The sequence below is a fragment of the Stenotrophomonas sp. 22692 genome (genome assembly GCF_052045015.1).
Classification (GTDB): Bacteria; Pseudomonadota; Gammaproteobacteria; order Xanthomonadales; family Xanthomonadaceae; genus Stenotrophomonas; species Stenotrophomonas geniculata.
On the sequence record NZ_JBQEMR010000010.1, the window covers coordinates 47,680 to 66,161 of the forward strand.

The following is an 18,482-nucleotide window of genomic DNA, read 5'->3' on the forward strand; positions in this document are numbered from 1 at the left end:
AGGTCCAATGACTTGCCAAGGTGATGCGCCGCCATTATCTAGTGTCCGTGTCTCACAGGTTGATTCCATGCACGGTTCTCCCGACCAGCTTGCCCCGCGTGCGCGCCATCTGCTGCGCACGCTGATCGCGCGTTACATCCAGGACGGTGAGCCGGTCGGCTCGCAGACGTTGGCGCGCGTGGCCGGCCTGGAGGTCAGCCCGGCCACCATCCGCAACATCCTCGGCGACCTGGAGGACCTGGGGCTGCTGGCCTCGCCGCACACCTCGGCCGGGCGCGTCCCGACCGCACACGGCTACCGGGTGTTCGTCGACAGCCTGCTGCAGATGCAGCCGCCGGGTGAGGGCGAGCTGGCCCGGTTGCGCCAGGAGCTGGCCGGCGGCGGCAGCACCCAGGCCCTGCTCGGCAGCGCTTCGGAGCTGTTGTCGGCGATGAGCCACTTCGTCGGCGTGGTCAGCGCACCGCGACGCGAGCAGTTCGCCTTCCGCCAGATCGATTTCGTGGCGCTGGACGGGCGCCGCGTGCTGGCGATCCTGGTGTTTGCCGACAACGAGGTGCAGAACCGGGTCATCGAGACCCGCCAGGAGTTCGCGCCGGGCCAGCTGGAGCAGGTGGCCAACTACCTCAATGCCCATTTCGCCGGCCTGCCGATGGCCGAGATCCGCACCCGCCTGCTGCTGGAGCTGCGCGACGCCCGTTCCGAGCTGGAACAGCTGCTGGCGCACAGCATCGAGCTGGCCGAGCAGGCCCTGCAGCCGGCGGCCGACGACATGCTGGTGGCCGGGCAGACCCGGCTGATGGGGGTGCAGGACCTGTCCGACCTGGAGCGCCTGCGCGAGCTGTTCGAGCTGTTCTCCAGCAAGCGCGAGATCCTGCAGCTGCTGGAGCGGACCATCCAGGCGCCGGGCGTGCGCATCTTCATCGGCGAGGAAACCGGGATGATGCCGCTGCAGGGCGTCTCGCTGGTCACTGCCCCGTACACGGCCAACGGCCAGGTGCTGGGCGTGCTGGGCGTGATCGGCCCCAAGCGGATGGCCTACGACCGCATGATCCCGCTGGTCCAGGCCACCGCCGATGTGCTCGGCGCGGCCTTTTCACCCGCCGGGCGCACTCCCGGAACATCCGACGCTTGAAACGCAGCATCCCGCCCACACTAGGGTGGGTGGAGGCGGAGAGTGACCGCCAGGGACCCAGACATGAACCACGAACAGCCAGATATCGAATCCCAGCAGAGTGCCGCTGATGCGGCTGCCGCCGCCGGCGTCAACGACGAAGTGGAGCGCCTGCGCGCCGAAGTCGAGCAGATCAAGGCCGATGCGCTGCGTGAGCGCGCCGACCTGGAGAACCAGCGCAAGCGCGTGGCCCGTGACATCGAGCAGGCCCGCAAGTTCGCCAACGAGAAGCTGCTCGGCGAGCTGCTGCCGGTGTTCGACAGCCTGGATGCCGGCCTGAAGGCCGCCGGCGACGACCCGCACCCGCTGCGCGAAGGCTTGGAGCTGACCTACAAGCAGCTGCTGAAGGTTGCCGCCGACAACGGTCTGGTCCTGCTGGACCCGACCGGCCAGCCGTTCAACCCGGAACACCACCAGGCCATCAGCCAGGTGCCGGCCCCGGGCGCGGCCCCCAGCAGCGTGGTGACCGTGTTCCAGAAGGGCTACCTGCTGAACGAGCGCCTGCTGCGGCCGGCGCTGGTGGTGGTGGCCGCCGATTGATTGACTGGGCCGGGTGATGCCCGGCCCCGGTCGTGCCAGGCCATGCCTGGCAAGGTTTTCCAGGCGCTGAACACAGCGTTCGGGAGATGGCTTGAATGTTCCACGAGCCTCCCCCACATCGTATTCATCCACCGGCCGAACGGCCGGACTGACCCCAACAAGCATCCTCAGGAGTCTCCCCCATGGGCAAGATCATTGGTATCGACCTCGGCACCACCAACTCGTGCGTGGCGATCATGGACGGCGGCAAGGCCCGCGTCATCGAGAATTCGGAAGGCGATCGCACCACCCCGTCGATCGTCGCCTACACCAAGGACGGCGAAGTCCTGGTCGGCGCCTCGGCCAAGCGCCAGGCCGTGACCAACCCGAAGAACACCTTCTACGCGGTGAAGCGCCTGATCGGCCGCAAGTTCACCGACGCCGAAGTGCAGAAGGACATCGCGCACGTCCCCTACAGCATCCTCGCCCATGACAATGGCGATGCCTGGGTGGCCACCAGCGACGGCAAGAAGATGGCGCCGCAGGAAATCTCGGCCAAGGTGCTGGAAAAGATGAAGAAGACCGCCGAGGACTTCCTCGGTGAGAAGGTCACCGAAGCGGTCATCACCGTGCCGGCCTACTTCAACGACAGCCAGCGCCAGGCGACCAAGGACGCCGGCCGCATCGCCGGCCTGGACGTCAAGCGCATCATCAACGAGCCGACCGCGGCCGCGCTGGCCTATGGCCTGGACAAGGGCGACAACAAGGATCGCAAGATCGTGGTGTACGACCTGGGCGGCGGCACCTTCGACGTCTCGGTGATCGAGATCGCCAACGTCGACGGCGAAAAGCAGTTCGAAGTGCTGGCCACCAACGGCGACACCTTCCTGGGCGGCGAAGACTTCGACAACCGCGTCATCGAGTACCTGGTTGAAGAGTTCAACAAGGACCAGGGCATCGACCTGCGCAAGGATCCGCTGGCCCTGCAGCGCCTGAAGGACGCTGCCGAGCGCGCCAAGATCGAGCTGTCCAGCGCCCAGCAGACCGAAGTGAACCTGCCGTACGTCACCGCTGACGCGTCGGGTCCGAAGCACCTGAACATCAAGCTGACCCGCGCCAAGCTGGAAGCGCTGGTGGACGACCTGATCAAGAAGTCGATCGAGCCGTGCCGCGTCGCCCTGAACGATGCCGGCCTGCGTTCGAGCGACATCAGCGAAGTGATCCTGGTCGGCGGCCAGACCCGCATGCCGAAGGTGCAGCAGGCGGTGACCGAGTTCTTCGGCAAGGAACCGCGCAAGGACGTCAACCCCGACGAGGCCGTGGCACTGGGTGCGGCGATCCAGGGCGGCGTGCTGGGTGGCGACGTCAAGGACGTGCTGCTGCTGGACGTGACCCCGCTGTCGCTGGGCATCGAAACCATGGGTGGCGTGTTCACCAAGATCATCGAGAAGAACACCACCATCCCGACCAAGGCCTCGCAGGTGTTCTCCACCGCCGAGGACAACCAGTCGGCCGTGACCGTGCACGTGCTGCAGGGTGAGCGCGAACAGGCCCGCTTCAACAAGTCGCTGGCCAAGTTCGACCTGTCCGGCATCGAGCCGGCGCCGCGTGGCCTGCCGCAGGTGGAAGTGTCCTTCGACATCGACGCCAACGGCATCCTGCACGTGTCGGCCAAGGACAAGAAGACCAACAAGGAACAGAAGGTCGAGATCAAGGCCGGTTCGGGTCTGTCCGAGGAAGAGATCGCACGCATGGTCGCCGACGCGGAAGCCAACCGCGAAGAAGACAAGAAGTTCCAGGAACTGGTGCAGGCCCGCAACCAGGCCGACGCCCTGATCCACGGCACCCGCAGCGCGATCACCGAGCACGGCAGCAAGGTCGGTGGCGAAGTGATCGGCAAGGTCGAGGCGGCCCTGGCCGATCTGGAAACCGCGATGAAGGGTGACGACAAGGCACAGATCGAAGCCAAGTCGAAGGCGCTGGAAGAAGCTGGCCAGTCGCTGTTCGCTGCCGCTTCGGCCGACCAGGGCGGTGCTGCCCCGGGTGCCGACGCCGGCAACGCAGGCAAGGTGCAGGATGACGTGGTCGACGCCGAGTTCACCGAAGTCAAGGACGACAAGAAGTCCTGATCCGGACCGACACGGGACGCTGGCCATCAGCGTCCCGTTGTCGCATCAGGGTCCTGACCGCCCACCGGCGTGTCGGGGCGCCCGACGCAAGAGCGGACCTGGTTCCGCTCTTCCGCTTTGACGAATCCCGACTTTCCGGAACCCGATTCACGATATGAGCAAGCGCGATTACTACGAAGTGCTGGGCGTTGCCCGCACCGCCACCGACGACGAGCTGAAGAAGGCTTACCGCCGCTGCGCGATGAAGTTCCACCCGGACCGCAACCCGGGCGATACGGCGGCCGAAGCCTCCTTCAAGGAGTGCAAGGAAGCCTACGAAGTACTGTCCGACGGCAACAAGCGCCGCATGTATGACAGCCACGGCCACGCCGCGTTCGAGCACGGCATGGGCGGCGGTGGTCCGGGCGGCCCGGACATGAACGATATCTTCGGCGATATCTTCGGCAACATCTTTGGTGGCGGCGGTGGTCCGCGCCAGGCCCGTCGTGGCGCCGACATCGGCTACGTGATGGAGCTGGACCTGGAAGAAGCCGTGCGCGGCGTCGAGCGCCGCATCGAGATTCCGACACTGGCCGAGTGCGGCGACTGCGATGGCAGTGGCTCCGAAGACGGCAAGGTCGAGACCTGCAACGTCTGCCATGGCCGTGGCCAGGTGCGCATCCAGCGCGGCATCTTCGCCATGCAGCAGGCCTGCCACAACTGCGGCGGCCGTGGCCAGATCATCGCCAAGCCCTGCAAGACCTGCCATGGCAACGGCCGTGTCGAGGAAGACAAGGTGCTGTCGGTGAAGGTGCCGGCCGGCGTCGACACCGGCGACCGCATCCGCCTGCATGGCGAGGGCGAAGCCGGTCCGGCCGGTACGCCGCCGGGTGATCTGTACGTGGAAGTGCGCGTGCGCGAGCATGCGATCTTCCAGCGCGATGGCGACGACCTGCACTGCGAAGTGCCGATCCGCATCTCGCAGGCCGCACTGGGCGACACCGTGCGCGTGGCCACGCTGGGCGGCGAGGCGGAGATCCGCATCCCGGCCGAGACCCAGACCGGCAAGCTGTTCCGCCTGCGTGGCAAGGGCGTACGTTCGGTGCGCAGCCGCAGCGAGGGCGACCTGTACTGCCGTGTGGTGGTGGAGACCCCGGTCAACCTCACCAACGAGCAGCGCAAGCTGCTGGAGCAGTTCGAAGCCACCTTCGTCGGTGAGGAAGCGCGCAAGCATTCGCCGAAGTCGGCCACCTTCATCGATGGCGTGAAGGGCTTCTGGGACCGCATGACGTCCTGAGTTCTCAACGCAAGCGTTGAACGCTAGCGCCGGGCCATGCCCGGCGTTTTTGTATGCCGTCAGCGGAAGAACGCCGCGGGTGTCTGCCCCAGCTGCCGCTTGAACATGCTGGTGAACGCGCTCGGGCTGTCGTAACCCATCGCCAGCGCGACATCGATGACCTTGTCACCGACCGCCAGCCGTTCCAGTGCGGCCAGCAGCCGCGCCTGTTGTCGCCACTGCCCGAAGGTCATGCCCAGTTCGCTGGCGAAATGGCGCTGGATGGTTTTCACGTCCACCTGCAGCGCCTGCGCCCAATCCTGCAACGTGGCGTCGTCGCCGGGATGCTTCTGGATGTGCTGGCAGATCCGCTGCAGGCGCGGGTCGGTGGGGGAGGGCAGGTGCAGCGGCAGCACGTCCATGCGGTGCAGCTCGTCCAGCAGCAGGCGCACCAGGCGGCCGTCGCGGCTGTCGTCCACATGCGCGGTCTCGATCAGGCTGGCGGCCAGCAGCAGCTCGCGCAGCAGCGGTGCTACCTGTACTGCGAACGCCTCGTCCGGCAGCTGCGGCGCGAAGTCCGGCTCCACGTACAGGCTGCGCATGTGTACTTCGGCGATGCAGTCCACCGCATGGGCCATGCCGGCAGGGACCCAGATCGCGCGGGTCGAGGGCACCACCCAGCGGCCGCCGTCCGCACGCACCACCATCAGTCCGGACATGGCGAACACCAGCTGGTGACGGCGGTGCCGGTGGGGCGCGATGTGGGTGCCGGGCTTGTAGTGGCGGGCGCGGCAGGTCACTGGGCGGTGCACCGGAACCTCGTTCCACGGCGCAGTCTCGCGGACCGGGCAGGCGGTGTCCTTTTTGCGATATGCCATGACCCGAACGCGGCAGAAGGGAGGGGGAGGTCACCGTAGCATGCGTGGCTCGCCCCCAACCTGACTGTGTCCATGTCAACCCTGGCTTCTCCTGCAACGACCTCACGCCCGGTGGCCCCCGGCGTGCTGGCCGCCATTTCCACCTCGCATGTCGTCAACGACATGATGCAGTCGCTGATCCTGGCCATCTATCCGGTGATCAAGGGCGGCTTCAACCTGAGCTTCACCCAGATCGGCCTGATCACGCTGACCTACCAGCTCACCGCCTCGATCTTCCAGCCCTTGATCGGCATGGCCACCGACCGCCGTCCGGCGCCGTACTCGCTGCCGATCGGCATGGCCTCGACCCTGTGCGGCATGCTGCTGCTGGGCTTCGCACCGAACTACGCGGTGGTGCTGATGGCGGCGGCGATGGTCGGCATTGGTTCGGCCATCTTCCATCCGGAAGCCTCGCGCATCGCGCGGCTGGCCTCGGGCGGTCGCCATGGTTTTGCACAGTCGGTGTTCCAGGTCGGCGGCAACTTCGGTACCGCGCTGGGCCCGCTGATTGCCGCGGCGGTGATCGTGCCGTATGGCCAGCATGCCGCATCGTGGTTTGCCGGCGCCGCCCTGATCGGCATCGCATTGCTGACCTATGTGGGCCGCTGGTATGCACTGCACCTGGGCACACCGCGTCCGGCCAGTACCGCGTCGATGGCCCCGCGGCATCCGTCGCGCACCGTGGCCAAGGTGCTGGCGATCCTGCTGGTGCTGATCTTCAGCAAATACTTCTACATGGCCAGCATCGGCAGCTACTTCACCTTCTACCTGATCCACCACTTCGGCATTCCGGTGGCACAGGCGCAGCTGCATCTGTTCGCGTTCCTGGTGGCATCCGCCGCCGGTGGCTTCCTCGGCGGCCCGCTGGGTGATCGCATCGGCCGCAAGCCGATCATCTGGACCTCGATCTTCGGCGTGGCCCCGTTCGCGTTGATGCTGCCGCATGCGGATCTGTTCTGGACCACGGTACTGGCCGTGCTGATCGGTTTCGTGTTGTCGTCAGCGTTCTCGGCGATCGTGGTGTATGCGCAGGAGATGATGCCGCACCGCATCGGCATGGTGTCCGGCCTGTTCTTCGGCTTCGCCTTCGGCATGGGTGGACTGGGTGCTGCCGTGCTCGGCCTGCTGGCGGACAAGACCAGCATTGAGTACGTCTACCAGCTGACCGCGTTCCTGCCGCTACTCGGCATCGTGGCGGCGTGGCTGCCGCCGTCGCGGCCTGCTGCTCACTGAGGGGTTTTGGTTTGCAGGGCTTGCAGCCCTGCACCCGCAGAGGCAAAGGCAACAGCCGAAGCGCGCTATCCGTGGGGTGGCGGGGTGGGTCCGGTGCCGGGGGCCGCTGCAAGTACCTCCATGTAAGCTCGGTCGCCGCATCCATGCGGCTCACGCCCCCGCCACCGGACCCACCCCGCCTTCGACAGTTCTCCGCGATCTGTCGGAATGCATGGACTGCTCTTGGTGGGTGTCGACCCTGGTCGACACGTAGATCCACGCCATGCGTGGATGCTCTTCGTTCAATTGTCGAAATATTCGATTTCAATGGAGATTCATCCACGCATGGCGTGGATCTACCTCCGTCACCGGAAATCCGTCGGGGATGTGGTGGTGTGGGTTGGCAGGACCGTTGGCGCCATGGATGGCGCCATCGAGCCCCCATGGATGGGTTTACGGCGTGTCCTGCCAACCCACACCACCCCAGCCAACAAGCAAAACTCCCAGAGCCGGCTGTTGCCGTTGCTCTGGCTTCGGCAGGTGCAGGGCCGCAGGCCCTGCCGACCCACCCTATTCCTCGACCGGGAAATCCTCGATCGGCTTCAGCACATCGTAGTGCTCGCGATGCAGCTTGCCCTTCAGCTTCGGCAGCTCCGGCAAAGGCGCATCCACCCGCGTATCCGGCAGCCGGTCCAGCAGGTTGCGCACCAGGGTCAGCCGGCCCAGCCGCTGGTCGTTGAAATCCACCAGCGTCCACGGCGCCGCCTCACGATGCGTCGCGCGCAGCATTGCCTCGCGGGCCTCGGTGTAAGCGCTGTACTTGCTGCGCGATTTCAGGTCGACCGGGGAGAGCTTCCAGCCCTTCAGCGGATCGAGGTGGCGTTCGGCGAAGCGCTTTTCCTGCTGCTCCTGGTCCACGCACAGCCAGTACTTGAACAGCAGGATGCCGTCGTCCACCAGCAGCTGTTCGAACACCGGCGCCTGATGCAGGAACTGCTGGTACTCGGTTTCGCTGCAATAGCCCATCACCCGCTCGACGCCTGCGCGGTTGTACCAGCTGCGGTCCATCAGCACGATCTCGCCGGCGGCGGGCAAGTGCGAGGCGTAGCGCTGGAAGTACCACTGCGTGGCTTCGCGGTCGGTGGGCTTGGGCAGCGCCACCACCCGGCATTGGCGCGGGTTGAGGTGCTGGCTGATGGCCTGGATCGCGCCGCCTTTGCCTGCGGTATCACGTCCCTCGAACAGCACCAGCAGGCGTTGCCCGCTGTGCTGCACCCAGCGCGCCATGGCGGTCAGTTCCAGCTGCAAAGGCAGCAGCAGTTCGTCGTAGTCCTTGCGCTTGAGCTTGGCCATCGTCACACCACGCGGGGAGGAATCCCGAGCGTAGCGCAGGGATCGCTCAGGCGATGTCGAGGCCCTGCCAGCCCTGTTCGCCCGCCAGATGCTGCAGCAGCGCCGAAAGGTCGTGGGCAAATCCGGCCATGTCGAACAGGCCGCTGTCTTCGCGTGCCTGTGCCAGTTCAGCGCGCAACGCCGCCAGTGCTGCCGGATCGTTGCCCAGCGCGCTGGCGGTGGCGATGAACCCGGCATCGTCGGCGACATTCATCCGTGCCAACCCCAGATGTTGGTTGAGGCTGCCGGCCACGCGCGCGGCGAAGGTGTCGCCGGGGCAGGTCAGCACCGGGCAGCCGGCCCACAGTGCATCGGACGCGGTGGTGTGGGCGTTGTACGGATACGTGTCCAGGAACAGGTCGGCCAGCTGATATCGGGCCAGGTACTGCGGATGCGGCAGCTTGGCCATGAACACCAGGCGCGCCGGGTCCAGGCCTGCGGTCTGTGCGGCGGCACGCAGGCGCGCATCGGCCTGGCCGGGGCCGGACATCAGCCACAGCACGCTGCCGGGCACTGCCTGCAGAATGGCGAAGGCGCGGCCCATGCTGCGCGGGTTGAGCTTGTAGCTGTTGTTGAAGCAGCAGAACACCACGCCCTGTTCGGGCAGGCCGCAGTCGGCGCGGCTCGGCGCAGGCGCCAGCACGCGGGTGTTGTCCGACGGCTGGAAGGCGCGCGGCAGGCGCAGCACGCGTTCGCTGTAGTGCGGCTCCAGTGCGGGTGTCAGGGCGAAGGCATCGCCGATCACCGCATCCATCCACGGCGCGCCCGAGGTGCCCGGATAAGCCAGCCAGTTCAACTGCAGCGGGGCAGGGCGCATCGCCAGCACTTCCGGCGTGCCGCCGCCGCCCCAGCCGCGCAGGTCGAACAACAGGTCGATGCCCTGTGCGCGGATGCGTGCGGCAGTGTCTGCATGGCGCAGGCCAGTCACATCATGCAGCTGTGTGGCCGTCTGCAGGCGCTGGCGGATGCGGCTGCCGTCGTCGCGGTTCAACGCGAACAGATGCAGCTGCAACGCCGGGTCATGACGCAGCTGCTCGAACAGGGCCACGGTCAGCAGCCCGGTGGGATGGGCGCCGAAACCATTGGAAAGGAAACCGACGCGCAGGGGGCCGTGCGCGCGCACCTTCACGGCAGGAAGGGGACGTACCCCCGAAGCAACCACTGCGGCGCGTGCACGCGCGCAGGCCAGCTGTTCGGCCGCGCTGGCATCCTCGCTGAGGAACGCGAATGGTTCGACCACGCCTTGCCCGGTGGCCAGGGCGCCACGCACCTGTGTGGCCAGCGCATCCACGTCCTGCCAGTCGCAGAGGCGACGCTGCCAGGCCAGGCGCTGCGCGGCGATATAGGGTTCGTCCGGCATCAGCGCATGTGCACGGCGATAGGCCGCCGCCGCGCCTTCTGCATCATCGGCATCTTCCAGCGCATGGCCCAGCCACAACGCGATGCCGGGGTGCTGCGGGGCCAGCGCCGAGGCTTGGCCGAGCAGCTTCGCCGCGTCGGCATGCGCGCCGGCCATCCAGGCCACGCGACCCAACCGTGCCAGTGCTTCAGGGTGATTCGGGCGCAGCTGCAGGGCACGTCGCGCGGCCTGTTCGCCGGCGGCAATGTCGCCGGCTTCCAGTTCCACATCGGCCAGCATGACCCAGGCGACGAAGTCGCCGGGCTGGCGTGCAATCGCCTGTTGCAGGTGCTGTCGCTGCTGCCAGGCCGTCATCGTGCTCAGCCCGCCGACAGCTGGGCCAGGGCGTCGACCTGGTGCTCGTGGCTGAGCCGCTGCAGCAGCGGATCGAGGTCGCCGGCCAGTACGTTGGGCAGGTCGTACAGCGTCAGGCCTTCCACACGGTGGTCGGTGATCCGGCCCTGCGGGAAGTTGTAGGTGCGGATGCGCTGGCTGCGGTCGCCGCTGCCGACCTGCAGGCGCCGCGATTCGGCCTGCGCCGCGTCCTGGCGCTGGCGCTCGGCGTCCAGTAGTTGTGCTTTCAGGCGTTTCATCGCCTTGTCGCGGTTGGCGTGCTGGCTGCGCTCGGTCTGGCATTCCACCACCACGCCGGTCGGCACGTGGGTAATGCGGATGGCCGATTCGGTCTTGTTCACGTGCTGGCCGCCGGCACCGGACGAGCGGAACGTATCCACCTTCAGGTCGGCCGGGTTGATGACGATGTCATCGACCTCATCGGCCTCGGGAATGATCGCTACGGTGGCCGCCGAGGTGTGGATGCGGCCCTGAGATTCGGTGGCCGGCACGCGCTGCACGCGATGCGTACCCGATTCGAACTTCAGGCGCGAGAACGCTCCACGGCCGACCACGCGCGCCACCACTTCCTTGTAGCCGCCGTGCTCGCCCGGACTGTCCGATTCGATCTCGACCTTCCAGCCCTGGCGTTCGGCGTAGCGGGCGTACATGCGGAACAGGTCGCCGGCAAAGATCGCTGCCTCGTCGCCGCCGGTACCCGCGCGCACTTCCAGGAACAGGTTGCCTTCGTCGCGCGGGTCGCGCGGCACCAGCAGCAGCGCCAGCTCCTGCTCCAGTTCCTGCAGGCGCGCCTGTGCAGCAGCGATTTCCTCGTCGGCCAGCTCGCGCAGGTCGGGGTCGGCGCGCATGCCTTCGGCGGCTGCCAGATCGGCCTTGGCACGGGCTTCATCAGCCAGGGCGATGGCGATCGGTTCAAGTTGGGCGAATTCGCGCGAAAGGTCGCGGAAACGAGTGTTGTCGGCGACCACATCGGGTTCGGCGAGCAGGCGTTCCAGTTCTTCGCGGCGCTCGGCCAGCGCTTCCAGCTTACGGCGCAGGGTCGGCGTCATCGGGTCTCACGGGTGGGTGGCGGTAACCCGGCGTGGCCGGGAACAGGCGCTCGGCGGCGCGGGTCAGGTCGGCATCGCCACTCAGCGCGGCCGCACGCAGGGCGGCGGTCGGCGGATGCAGCAGGCGGTTGGTCAGGCCGTGGGCAAGCAGCTCCAGCACTTGATCGGCCGGCTTGCCGTTGGCCAGTTGCTGGCGTGCGCGCTCCAGCAGCTCGGCGCGGGTGGCTTCGCCGAACGCGCGCAGCTGCCGCAGCGGCGCCTGGTGGGCGCTGGCCTGCTGGGTCTCGACGAAGCGCGACACCTGCAGGTCGATGATCGCCTCGGCTTCGGCGGCGGCCTCACGGCGGCCACGGCGGTTGTCTTCCACCGCACGCTCGAGATCGTCCACGGTGTAGAGGAAGGCATCGTTGAGCGTGCCGACCTCGGCCTCGATGTCGCGCGGTACGGCCAGGTCGAACAGCAGCATCGGCTTGTGCCGGCGCGCGCGCAGGGCCTTGGCCACCATCTCGCGATGGATCACCGGTTCGCGCGCAGCGGTGGCCGAGAACACCACGTCGGCCTCGCCCAGGTGGCGGTCCAGTTCGGTCAGCGGCAGGGCCACGCCGCCATGGCGGCTGGCAAGTTCCTGCGCGTGGGCGAGGGTGCGGTTGGCGATCAGCAGCCGGCGTACCTTGCCTTCGCTCAGGTGCCGTGCAGCCAGTTCGATGGTCTCGCCGGCACCGACCAGCAGCACGGTGGAATCGTCCAGCCGGGCGAACGCGTTCTGCGCCAGGCGCACTGCGGCCGACGCCACCGATACCGGGTTGGCGCCGACCTGGGTATCGGTGCGCGCACGCTTGGCCACCGAGAAGGTCTGCTGGAACAGGCGGTCCAGGCGCTGGCCGAGCAGGCCGTGGTCGCGCGCGGTCGACCAGGCATCCTTCACCTGGCCGAGGATCTGCGGTTCACCCAGCACCATCGAATCCAGGCCGGTGGCGACCCGGAACAGGTGGCGCACGGCTTCGGCATCGGCGTGCTGGTACAGGTAGCCCTGCAGGTCGCCGGCCTGGGTGTGCAGCCACTGGTCCAGCGCCTGTGCCGAATCGGCCACGGCATACAGCTCGGTGCGGTTGCAGGTGGACAGCAGCACCGCCTCGGCGATCTGCGGGGTATCGCGCAGCGAACCGAGCGCGCGCGGCAACGCCTCACCGGCGAAGGCCGCGCGCTCGCGCAGCTCCACCGGTGCGGTCTGGTGATTCAGTCCGAGCACCCACAGGGTCATTGTTCAGTTGCTTGCGATAAGCTGCTGGCCATTGGACGACATTTTAAGGCCCCGATGCCGACGATGCCCGCATTGATTCGCATCCCCAGTGTTCTGCTGCTGTCCCTGGCCTGCAGCCAGGCCCTGGCGGCGGTGCCGGCCAAGGCCCCTGTAAGGGCCCCGGCCACTGAGGAACTGGCGCTGGAGCCGGTGATGGCCGGTGAGTTCGCCCTGCAGGCCGGCAAGCTGGCTGAGGCCGCGCGCTGGTACCTGCAGGCGGCCCAGCAGACCGACGGCGACGCCGGCCTGGCCGAGCGTGCGACCCGCATTTCCATGCTCGCCAACGATGATGCCAGCGCCGCCAAGGGCCTGGCCCTGTGGCAACAGCGGGCCCCGCGCTCATTGACCATGCGCAGTGCGGCCGGTGCGCTGGCCATGCGCCAGGGCGATGTGAAGGCTGCCCGCACCGAACTGCAGGGCCTGCTGGCCGACTCCGACGAGCGCGGTTGGAAGTTTGCCCTGGCCGCCCTGATCGGTGGGGGGCGCGATCCGGCGGTGCCCGCGCAGGTGCTGGGTGAGCTGGTCGACGCCAACGCCATTCCACCGAAGATCGAAGCCTGGCAGGAGTTCGGCCGCCTCGCCCTGCGCATGGACAAGCCCGAACTGGCGCGGCGCATGATCGATGAAGTGGTCAAGCGCTTCCCTGAAGAACCGCGTGTGGCGTTGCTGCGTGCCAGCCAGCTGCAGCAGGCCGGGGAGACCGGCAAGGCGCTGTCGCTGCTGCACGATGTGGAGCCTAAGACCCGCCAGGACCCGGAACTGCGCAATGCGGTGGCCATTGCCTACGACAGCCTCGGCCAGCCGTCCGCGGCCGAGCGCGTGCTGGCCTTCGGCCCGCAGGACGTGCAGACCTGGGGCATGCGCGCTTCGCTGCTGGCCAAGCAGGGCGACAAGGCGGCGCTGTCCAACCTCTACAACGAACTGTCGCGGCAGGCGGCCAAGCCGGACCCGGCGCAGCGCCTGCTGCTGGGCAAGATCGCCGAGTACCTGAAGCGTTATCCCGAGGCGGTGCAGTGGTATCACAGCGTGCCCGGCGGCGATGAGCTGAGCGAAGCGCGCCTGCGTGCGGCCAACGCCCAGGCCCTGGCCGGGCGCCTGCCGCTGGCGCTGGATGAAGTGCACGCGATCCAGTCCGATGCGGTGGTCGACGACGATGTCCGCCGCGACGCCTACCTGCTGGAAGCGGAACTGCGCCAGCGCGCCGACGACAGTTCCGGTGAACTGGATGCGCTGGCCCGCGGCCTGGCCGCTTATCCGGATGACAACGGCCTGCTGTACGCCCGTGCGCTCACCTGGGAACGCCGCGACGACATCCCGCGCGCCGAGGCCGATCTGCGCAAGATCCTGGTGACCGATCCGGAGAACGTGCCGGCTTTGAACGCGCTGGGTTACACCCTGGCCGATCGCACCGGCCGCCTGCAGGAAGCACTGGAGCTGATCGACCGCGCCCGCGTGGCTGAGCCGGACAACGCCGCCATCGTCGACAGCTATGGCTGGGTGCTGTATCGCCTGGGCCGCAAGGAAGAGGCGCTGGTGCAGCTGCGTCGTGCCTGGACCCTGGCCAAGGACCCGGAGATCGCCGCCCATGTCGGCGAAGTGCTGTGGGTGCTGGGCAAGCATGACGAGGCCCGCCACTTCTTTGAAGAAGCGGCCAAGCTCGATCCTGAAAACCGCGCGCTGCTGCGCGCCCGCGAGAAATTCAATCCATGAGTGTTTCCCTTATCCGGCCGCTGCTGTTGGCGGCCGTGACCCTGGCGGTGACCGCCTGTACCAGCGTGGGCACGCAGAAGACCCCGGCGCCGGCGGTGGTCGAGGTTGTTTCGGCCGAAGCGGCGCAGGCGGAGGCGGCGCGCGTGGCCGCGCTGCAGGCACAGTCGGACTGGGCCTTCCAGGGCCGGGTCGCGGTCAGCAAGGGCAAGGATGGCGGCAGCGGTCGCATCGACTGGAAGCAGGAAGGGCGCCGCTATGTGGTCGAGCTGAGCGCGCCGGTGACCCGGCAGAGCTGGAAGCTGACCGGCGATACCCATTCCGAAGCCGGTCGCCTTGAGGGACTGGCCGGCGGGCCGCGTGACGGCGAGGACGCCCAGCAGCTGCTGCTGGAGGCGACCGGCTGGGACATCCCGGTCAACCAGCTGCCGCAGTGGATCCGTGGCCTGGTGGCCGGCGATGCTGCCGGTCCGGAGAAGGTCGAGCGCGACGGTGAAGGCCGGCCGCGTCGCATGCAGCAGATGGGCTGGCAGGTGCAGTACCTGGACTGGTACCCGGCCGAGGCCGGGCGCCCGGCGCTGCCGCGCCGGATCGAGGCCAGCAATGGCGACGCCAAGGTGCGCCTGCTGGTGGACCAGTGGGGGCAGGGCGCCCCATGAGTGCCGGGCACGATGACGCGGGCTGGTCCTGGTGGCCGGCCCCGGCCAAGCTGAACCTGTTCCTGCACATCACCGGCCGCCGCGCCGACGGCTACCACGAGCTGCAGACCGTGTTCCGCCTGCTGGACTGGGGCGACCGCATTGGCCTGCGCCTGCGTGAAGATGGCCAGGTGCGCCGGCAGGGCGACGGCCTGGCCGGCGTGGCCGAGGCGGATGACCTGGCGGTACGCGCCGCGCGGCTTCTGAAAGACGCGGTCAATAGCGCGCAAGGCGCCGACATCATCGTCGAAAAGCACGTTTCTGCCGGCGGTGGCTTTGGCGGCGGTTCCTCCGATGCCGCCACCGTGCTGGTGGTGCTGAACCGGCTCTGGCGGGCAGGTCTGGACGAGGATGCGCTGGCCGCGCTGGGCCTGCGCCTGGGCGCGGACGTGCCGGTGTTCGTGCGCGGCCGCAATGCCTGGGCCGAAGGCGTGGGCGAGCGCCTGCAGCCGATCACCCTGGCCCCGGCCTGGTACGTGGTGGTCGAACCGGGCGTTCATGTTCCCACCCCGGCCCTGTTCGCAGACCCGGATTTGACGCGCGACAGCCCAGTGGCGAAAATAGAGGACTTCGCTTCCGGGACCCTGGTCGGGAACGTGTTCGAACCGGTGCTGCGCCGCCGTGAGCCTGCCGTCGAGGCAGCGTTCGCCGCGTTGAGCGACATCGGCACGGCGCGGCTGACCGGTTCGGGAAGTGGTTGTTTCGTCGAGTTCGCATCGCAGTCTGCCGCAGAGCAGGGACGGTCGAAGTTGCCGAAGGAGTTGCGGGCAAGGGTGGCAGCGGGCGTTGCGCGTTCGCCACTGCTGGATGCACTCGAGCAACACTGATTTATCACTGCAGGGGCGTCGCCAAGAGGCCCAAGGCACCAGGTTTTGATCCTGGCATTCGTAGGTTCGAATCCTACCGCCCCTGCCAATAGCGGCTGTGTCCGCGCCTTCCAGCGCATCGCCCGCGCGGGACGTGGAAACAACCGCGGTGTTGTCAGCAGCAAGGGTCCATCAGGGTCCTTGCCGACTCCGGATCCCCGCCACTCGTCCCCGCCCGAGACAATCATGATGCAAGAGTCCCCGAACCTGCTGGTCTTTTCCGGCAACGCCAACAAACGTCTGGCGCAGAATATCTGCAAGGAACTGGGGGTTCGCCCGGGCAAGGCGCTGGTCTCGCACTTCTCTGATGGCGAAGTGCAGGTGGAGATCGAGGAGAACGTCCGCAAGCAGGACGTGTTCGTGATCCAGCCGACCTGCGCGCCGAGCGCGGAAAACCTGATGGAACTGCTGGTGCTGATCGACGCGCTCAAGCGCGCATCGGTGGCCAGCGTGACCGCCGTGGTGCCGTACTTCGGCTACTCGCGCCAGGATCGCCGCATGCGTTCCTCGCGCGTGCCGATCACCGCCAAGCTGGCGGCGAAGATGTTCAGCACCGCTGGCGCTGATCGCGTGCTGACCGTCGACCTGCACGCCGACCAGATCCAGGGCTTCTTCGATATTCCGGTGGACAACGTGTATGCGTCCCCGCTGCTGCTGGCCGACATCTGGCGCGCCTACGGCACCGAGAACCTGATCGTTGTGTCGCCGGACGTCGGCGGCGTGGTCCGCGCCCGTGCGGTGGCCAAGCGCCTGGATGACGCCGACCTGGCGATCATCGACAAGCGCCGCCCGCGCGCCAACGTCTCCACCGTGATGAACATCATCGGTGACGTCGAAGGCAAGACCTGCGTGATGGTCGATGACATCGTCGATACCGCCGGCACCCTGTGCGCCGCTGCCGCTGCCCTGAAGGCGCGCGGTGCGCTCAAGGTCGCCGCCTACTGCACCCACGCGGTGCTGTCGGGCCCGGCGGTGGACAACATCACCAATTCCCAGCTCGACGAGCTGGTGGTGACCGACACCATTCCGCTGAAGGACGCCGCGCGGGTGTGCAGCAAGATCCGCCAGCTGAGCGTGGCGGAAATGCTGGCCGAAACGATGCGCCGTATCGCCTTCGGCGAGTCGGTCAGCTCGCTGTACGTCGACTGAGTTTTTCGTCCCTGCCGGCAACGGCGGGGACATACCCCGGGTGCTTCTGGTCGCGGAAGCATCTTCAACCGCCACGCCGCAAGGCAGGGCAACAACCTGAGTAGTCGAAAATGTCGAAGACCCATGAAATCAAGGTCACCAAGCGTGAACTGCAGCGTAAGGGTGCGAGCCGCCGCCTGCGTCACGCGGGTGTGATCCCGGCCATCGTGTACGGCGGCAACGCCGAGCCGGTCGCCATCAGCCTGGACCACAACGAAATCTGGCTGGCCCAGCAGAACGAGTGGTTCTATGCCTCGATCCTGGACCTGAACCTGGACGGCCAGGTGCAGAAGGTCCTGCTGCGTGACATGCAGCGCCACCCGTACAAGCAGCTGATCATGCACCTGGACTTCCAGCGCGTGAACGAGAACGAAGCCCTGACCGCTTCGGTCCCGCTGCACTTCATCAACGAAGACACCTCGCCGGCTGGCAAGGCTGCCGACGTCGTGGTCACCCACGAACTGAAGGAAGTGACCATCACCTGCCTGCCGAAGGACCTGCCGGAGTCGATCGAAGTCGACCTGGGCGAGCTGAAGGCCGGTGACGTGGTGTACCTGTCCAACATCAAGCTGCCGAAGGGCGTGGAAATCCCGGCCCTGGCGCTGGGCAAGGACCACGACGACGCCATCGTCACCGCCAAGGCCGGCAAGGCCGACGCGGCTGACGAAGAAGCGGCTGCCGCCGAGTAATACCGCTACGGTGCCTGCCTCCGGGCAGGCACCGTACTGGAAGGAACCATGGCAGGACTGCGACTGATCGTCGGTCTGGGCAACCCCGGATCGGAACACGCCCGGACCCGGCACAATGCCGGGTTTCATTTCGTTGAGGCCCTGGCGGAAAAAGCCGGTGCGCGATGGAATGTGGACAGCAAGCTGTTCGGCGAGACCGCCAAGGTCGAGATCGCCGGGCAGACGGTGTGGCTGCTCAAGCCCGCCACCTTCATGAACCTCAGTGGCAAGTCGGTCACCGCCGCGCAGCGGTTCTGGAAGATCGAGCCGGAGGAAACCCTGCTGGCCCACGACGAGCTGGACCTGCCGCCCGGTGCGGCGCGGCTGAAGTTCGACGGTGGCCACGGCGGCCAGAACGGCCTGCGTGACACCATCCGCCTGCTCGGTCACGGCAAGTTCCATCGCCTGCGCGTGGGCATCGGCCATCCCGGCCACAAGGACCGCGTGGTGGGTTGGGTGCTCGGCCGCCCGTCCAAGGACGACGACGTGCTGATCGCGCGCGCCATCGACGATGCGATCGACGTCATGCCGCTGGCGGTACAGGGCGATTTCAGCGAAGCGATGAAGCGCCTGCACACTCCGAAGTAACCCGCTTTGG

Annotated in this window: 16 protein-coding genes and 1 tRNA gene; 12 read left to right on the forward strand and 5 right to left on the reverse strand. The window is 67.4% G+C overall.

Annotation, left to right across the window (positions count from 1 at the left end):
* Nucleotides 1–67 precede the first annotated feature (67 nt).
* From hrcA to dnaJ, 4 genes are all read left to right on the forward strand, one after another.
* A complete protein-coding gene (gene hrcA / locus ACTJJM_RS10355; protein WP_010484463.1) occupies nt 68–1,132 on the forward strand; it encodes a heat-inducible transcriptional repressor HrcA in 1,065 nt (354 codons plus the stop codon).
* A 63-nt stretch (nt 1,133–1,195) separates the two neighbouring features.
* Nucleotides 1,196–1,711 (forward strand): nucleotide exchange factor GrpE, encoded by a 516-nt coding sequence (gene grpE, locus ACTJJM_RS10360; RefSeq protein WP_440865450.1) that lies wholly within the window; start codon nt 1,196–1,198, stop codon nt 1,709–1,711.
* Between the two features lie 182 nt (nt 1,712–1,893).
* Nucleotides 1,894–3,819, forward strand: coding sequence for a molecular chaperone DnaK (gene dnaK / locus ACTJJM_RS10365; protein ID WP_311069098.1), 1,926 nt, complete (start codon nt 1,894–1,896; stop codon nt 3,817–3,819).
* Between the two features lie 154 nt (nt 3,820–3,973).
* Nucleotides 3,974–5,095, forward strand: coding sequence for a molecular chaperone DnaJ (gene dnaJ / locus ACTJJM_RS10370; RefSeq protein ID WP_440865451.1), 1,122 nt, complete (start codon nt 3,974–3,976; stop codon nt 5,093–5,095).
* Between the two features lie 59 nt (nt 5,096–5,154).
* Here the strand turns inward: dnaJ and ACTJJM_RS10375 are convergent, their stop codons facing one another.
* Nucleotides 5,155–5,952 (reverse strand): AraC family transcriptional regulator, encoded by a 798-nt coding sequence (locus tag ACTJJM_RS10375; RefSeq protein ID WP_235651658.1) that lies wholly within the window; start codon nt 5,950–5,952, stop codon nt 5,155–5,157.
* 72 nt (nt 5,953–6,024) lie between these two features.
* Here ACTJJM_RS10375 and ACTJJM_RS10380 point away from each other — a divergent pair, with 72 nt between their 5' ends.
* A complete protein-coding gene (locus ACTJJM_RS10380; RefSeq protein WP_057503775.1) occupies nt 6,025–7,224 on the forward strand; it encodes an MFS transporter in 1,200 nt (399 codons plus the stop codon).
* 549 nt (nt 7,225–7,773) lie between these two features.
* Here ACTJJM_RS10380 and ppk2 read toward each other — a convergent pair.
* The 4 genes from ppk2 to hemA are packed head-to-tail and all read right to left on the reverse strand — an operon-like array spanning nt 7,774 to nt 12,658.
* Complete coding sequence (gene ppk2 / locus ACTJJM_RS10385) at nt 7,774–8,556, reverse strand: polyphosphate kinase 2 (protein WP_019338137.1); 783 nt, start codon at nt 8,554–8,556, stop codon at nt 7,774–7,776.
* A 46-nt stretch (nt 8,557–8,602) separates the two neighbouring features.
* Nucleotides 8,603–10,309 carry an O-linked N-acetylglucosamine transferase, SPINDLY family protein gene (locus ACTJJM_RS10390; RefSeq protein ID WP_440865452.1) on the reverse strand — a complete coding sequence of 569 codons (1,707 nt, stop codon included), beginning with the start codon at nt 10,307–10,309 and terminating at the stop codon, nt 8,603–8,605.
* Between the two features lie 5 nt (nt 10,310–10,314).
* Entirely contained in the window at nt 10,315–11,397 is a 1,083-nt protein-coding gene (prfA, locus tag ACTJJM_RS10395) for a peptide chain release factor 1 (RefSeq protein WP_010481754.1), read from the reverse strand.
* Nucleotides 11,375–12,658 carry a glutamyl-tRNA reductase gene (gene hemA, locus ACTJJM_RS10400; RefSeq protein ID WP_440865453.1) on the reverse strand — a complete coding sequence of 428 codons (1,284 nt, stop codon included), beginning with the start codon at nt 12,656–12,658 and terminating at the stop codon, nt 11,375–11,377. Before hemA ends, prfA begins: the two co-directional genes overlap by 23 nt.
* Before the next feature lie 63 nt (nt 12,659–12,721).
* On the opposite strand from hemA, the gene ACTJJM_RS10405 reads away from it, so the two are divergent.
* The 7 genes from ACTJJM_RS10405 to pth all read left to right on the forward strand — a co-directional run bounded on the left by ACTJJM_RS10405 (nt 12,722) and on the right by pth (nt 18,472).
* On the forward strand, nt 12,722–14,407 hold the full coding sequence (locus ACTJJM_RS10405) for a tetratricopeptide repeat protein (protein ID WP_177178908.1): 1,686 nt from the start codon (nt 12,722–12,724) through the stop codon (nt 14,405–14,407).
* Nucleotides 14,404–15,063 carry a lipoprotein insertase outer membrane protein LolB gene (gene lolB, locus ACTJJM_RS10410; protein WP_043403178.1) on the forward strand — a complete coding sequence of 220 codons (660 nt, stop codon included), beginning with the start codon at nt 14,404–14,406 and terminating at the stop codon, nt 15,061–15,063. Before ACTJJM_RS10405 ends, lolB begins: the two co-directional genes overlap by 4 nt.
* A complete protein-coding gene (gene ispE, locus ACTJJM_RS10415; protein ID WP_043403181.1) occupies nt 15,060–15,929 on the forward strand; it encodes a 4-(cytidine 5'-diphospho)-2-C-methyl-D-erythritol kinase in 870 nt (289 codons plus the stop codon). Before lolB ends, ispE begins: the two co-directional genes overlap by 4 nt.
* Nucleotides 15,930–15,940: 11 nt before the next feature.
* Nucleotides 15,941–16,017: transfer RNA gene (locus ACTJJM_RS10420), tRNA-Gln, on the forward strand.
* A 140-nt stretch (nt 16,018–16,157) separates the two neighbouring features.
* Nucleotides 16,158–17,117 (forward strand): ribose-phosphate diphosphokinase, encoded by a 960-nt coding sequence (locus ACTJJM_RS10425; protein WP_005415400.1) that lies wholly within the window; start codon nt 16,158–16,160, stop codon nt 17,115–17,117.
* Nucleotides 17,118–17,227: 110 nt separating this feature from the next.
* Nucleotides 17,228–17,845 carry a 50S ribosomal protein L25/general stress protein Ctc gene (locus ACTJJM_RS10430; RefSeq protein WP_014036085.1) on the forward strand — a complete coding sequence of 206 codons (618 nt, stop codon included), beginning with the start codon at nt 17,228–17,230 and terminating at the stop codon, nt 17,843–17,845.
* Nucleotides 17,846–17,893: 48 nt separating this feature from the next.
* Entirely contained in the window at nt 17,894–18,472 is a 579-nt protein-coding gene (gene pth / locus ACTJJM_RS10435; RefSeq protein ID WP_197602292.1) for an aminoacyl-tRNA hydrolase, read from the forward strand.
* Nucleotides 18,473–18,482 lie beyond the last annotated feature (10 nt).

Coding starts and splice junctions, on each gene's coding strand:
- hrcA (WP_010484463.1), top strand. CDS start 68: ATGCACGGTTCTCCCGACCAGCTTGCCCCGCGTGCGCGCCATCTGCTG.
- grpE (WP_440865450.1), top strand. CDS start 1,196: ATGAACCACGAACAGCCAGATATCGAATCCCAGCAGAGTGCCGCTGAT.
- dnaK (WP_311069098.1), top strand. CDS start 1,894: ATGGGCAAGATCATTGGTATCGACCTCGGCACCACCAACTCGTGCGTG.
- dnaJ (WP_440865451.1), top strand. CDS start 3,974: ATGAGCAAGCGCGATTACTACGAAGTGCTGGGCGTTGCCCGCACCGCC.
- ACTJJM_RS10375 (WP_235651658.1), bottom strand. CDS start 5,952: ATGGCATATCGCAAAAAGGACACCGCCTGCCCGGTCCGCGAGACTGCG.
- ACTJJM_RS10380 (WP_057503775.1), top strand. CDS start 6,025: ATGTCAACCCTGGCTTCTCCTGCAACGACCTCACGCCCGGTGGCCCCC.
- ppk2 (WP_019338137.1), bottom strand. CDS start 8,556: ATGGCCAAGCTCAAGCGCAAGGACTACGACGAACTGCTGCTGCCTTTG.
- ACTJJM_RS10390 (WP_440865452.1), bottom strand. CDS start 10,309: ATGACGGCCTGGCAGCAGCGACAGCACCTGCAACAGGCGATTGCACGC.
- prfA (WP_010481754.1), bottom strand. CDS start 11,397: ATGACGCCGACCCTGCGCCGTAAGCTGGAAGCGCTGGCCGAGCGCCGC.
- hemA (WP_440865453.1), bottom strand. CDS start 12,658: ATGACCCTGTGGGTGCTCGGACTGAATCACCAGACCGCACCGGTGGAG.
- ACTJJM_RS10405 (WP_177178908.1), top strand. CDS start 12,722: ATGCCCGCATTGATTCGCATCCCCAGTGTTCTGCTGCTGTCCCTGGCC.
- lolB (WP_043403178.1), top strand. CDS start 14,404: ATGAGTGTTTCCCTTATCCGGCCGCTGCTGTTGGCGGCCGTGACCCTG.
- ispE (WP_043403181.1), top strand. CDS start 15,060: ATGAGTGCCGGGCACGATGACGCGGGCTGGTCCTGGTGGCCGGCCCCG.
- ACTJJM_RS10425 (WP_005415400.1), top strand. CDS start 16,158: ATGCAAGAGTCCCCGAACCTGCTGGTCTTTTCCGGCAACGCCAACAAA.
- ACTJJM_RS10430 (WP_014036085.1), top strand. CDS start 17,228: ATGTCGAAGACCCATGAAATCAAGGTCACCAAGCGTGAACTGCAGCGT.
- pth (WP_197602292.1), top strand. CDS start 17,894: ATGGCAGGACTGCGACTGATCGTCGGTCTGGGCAACCCCGGATCGGAA.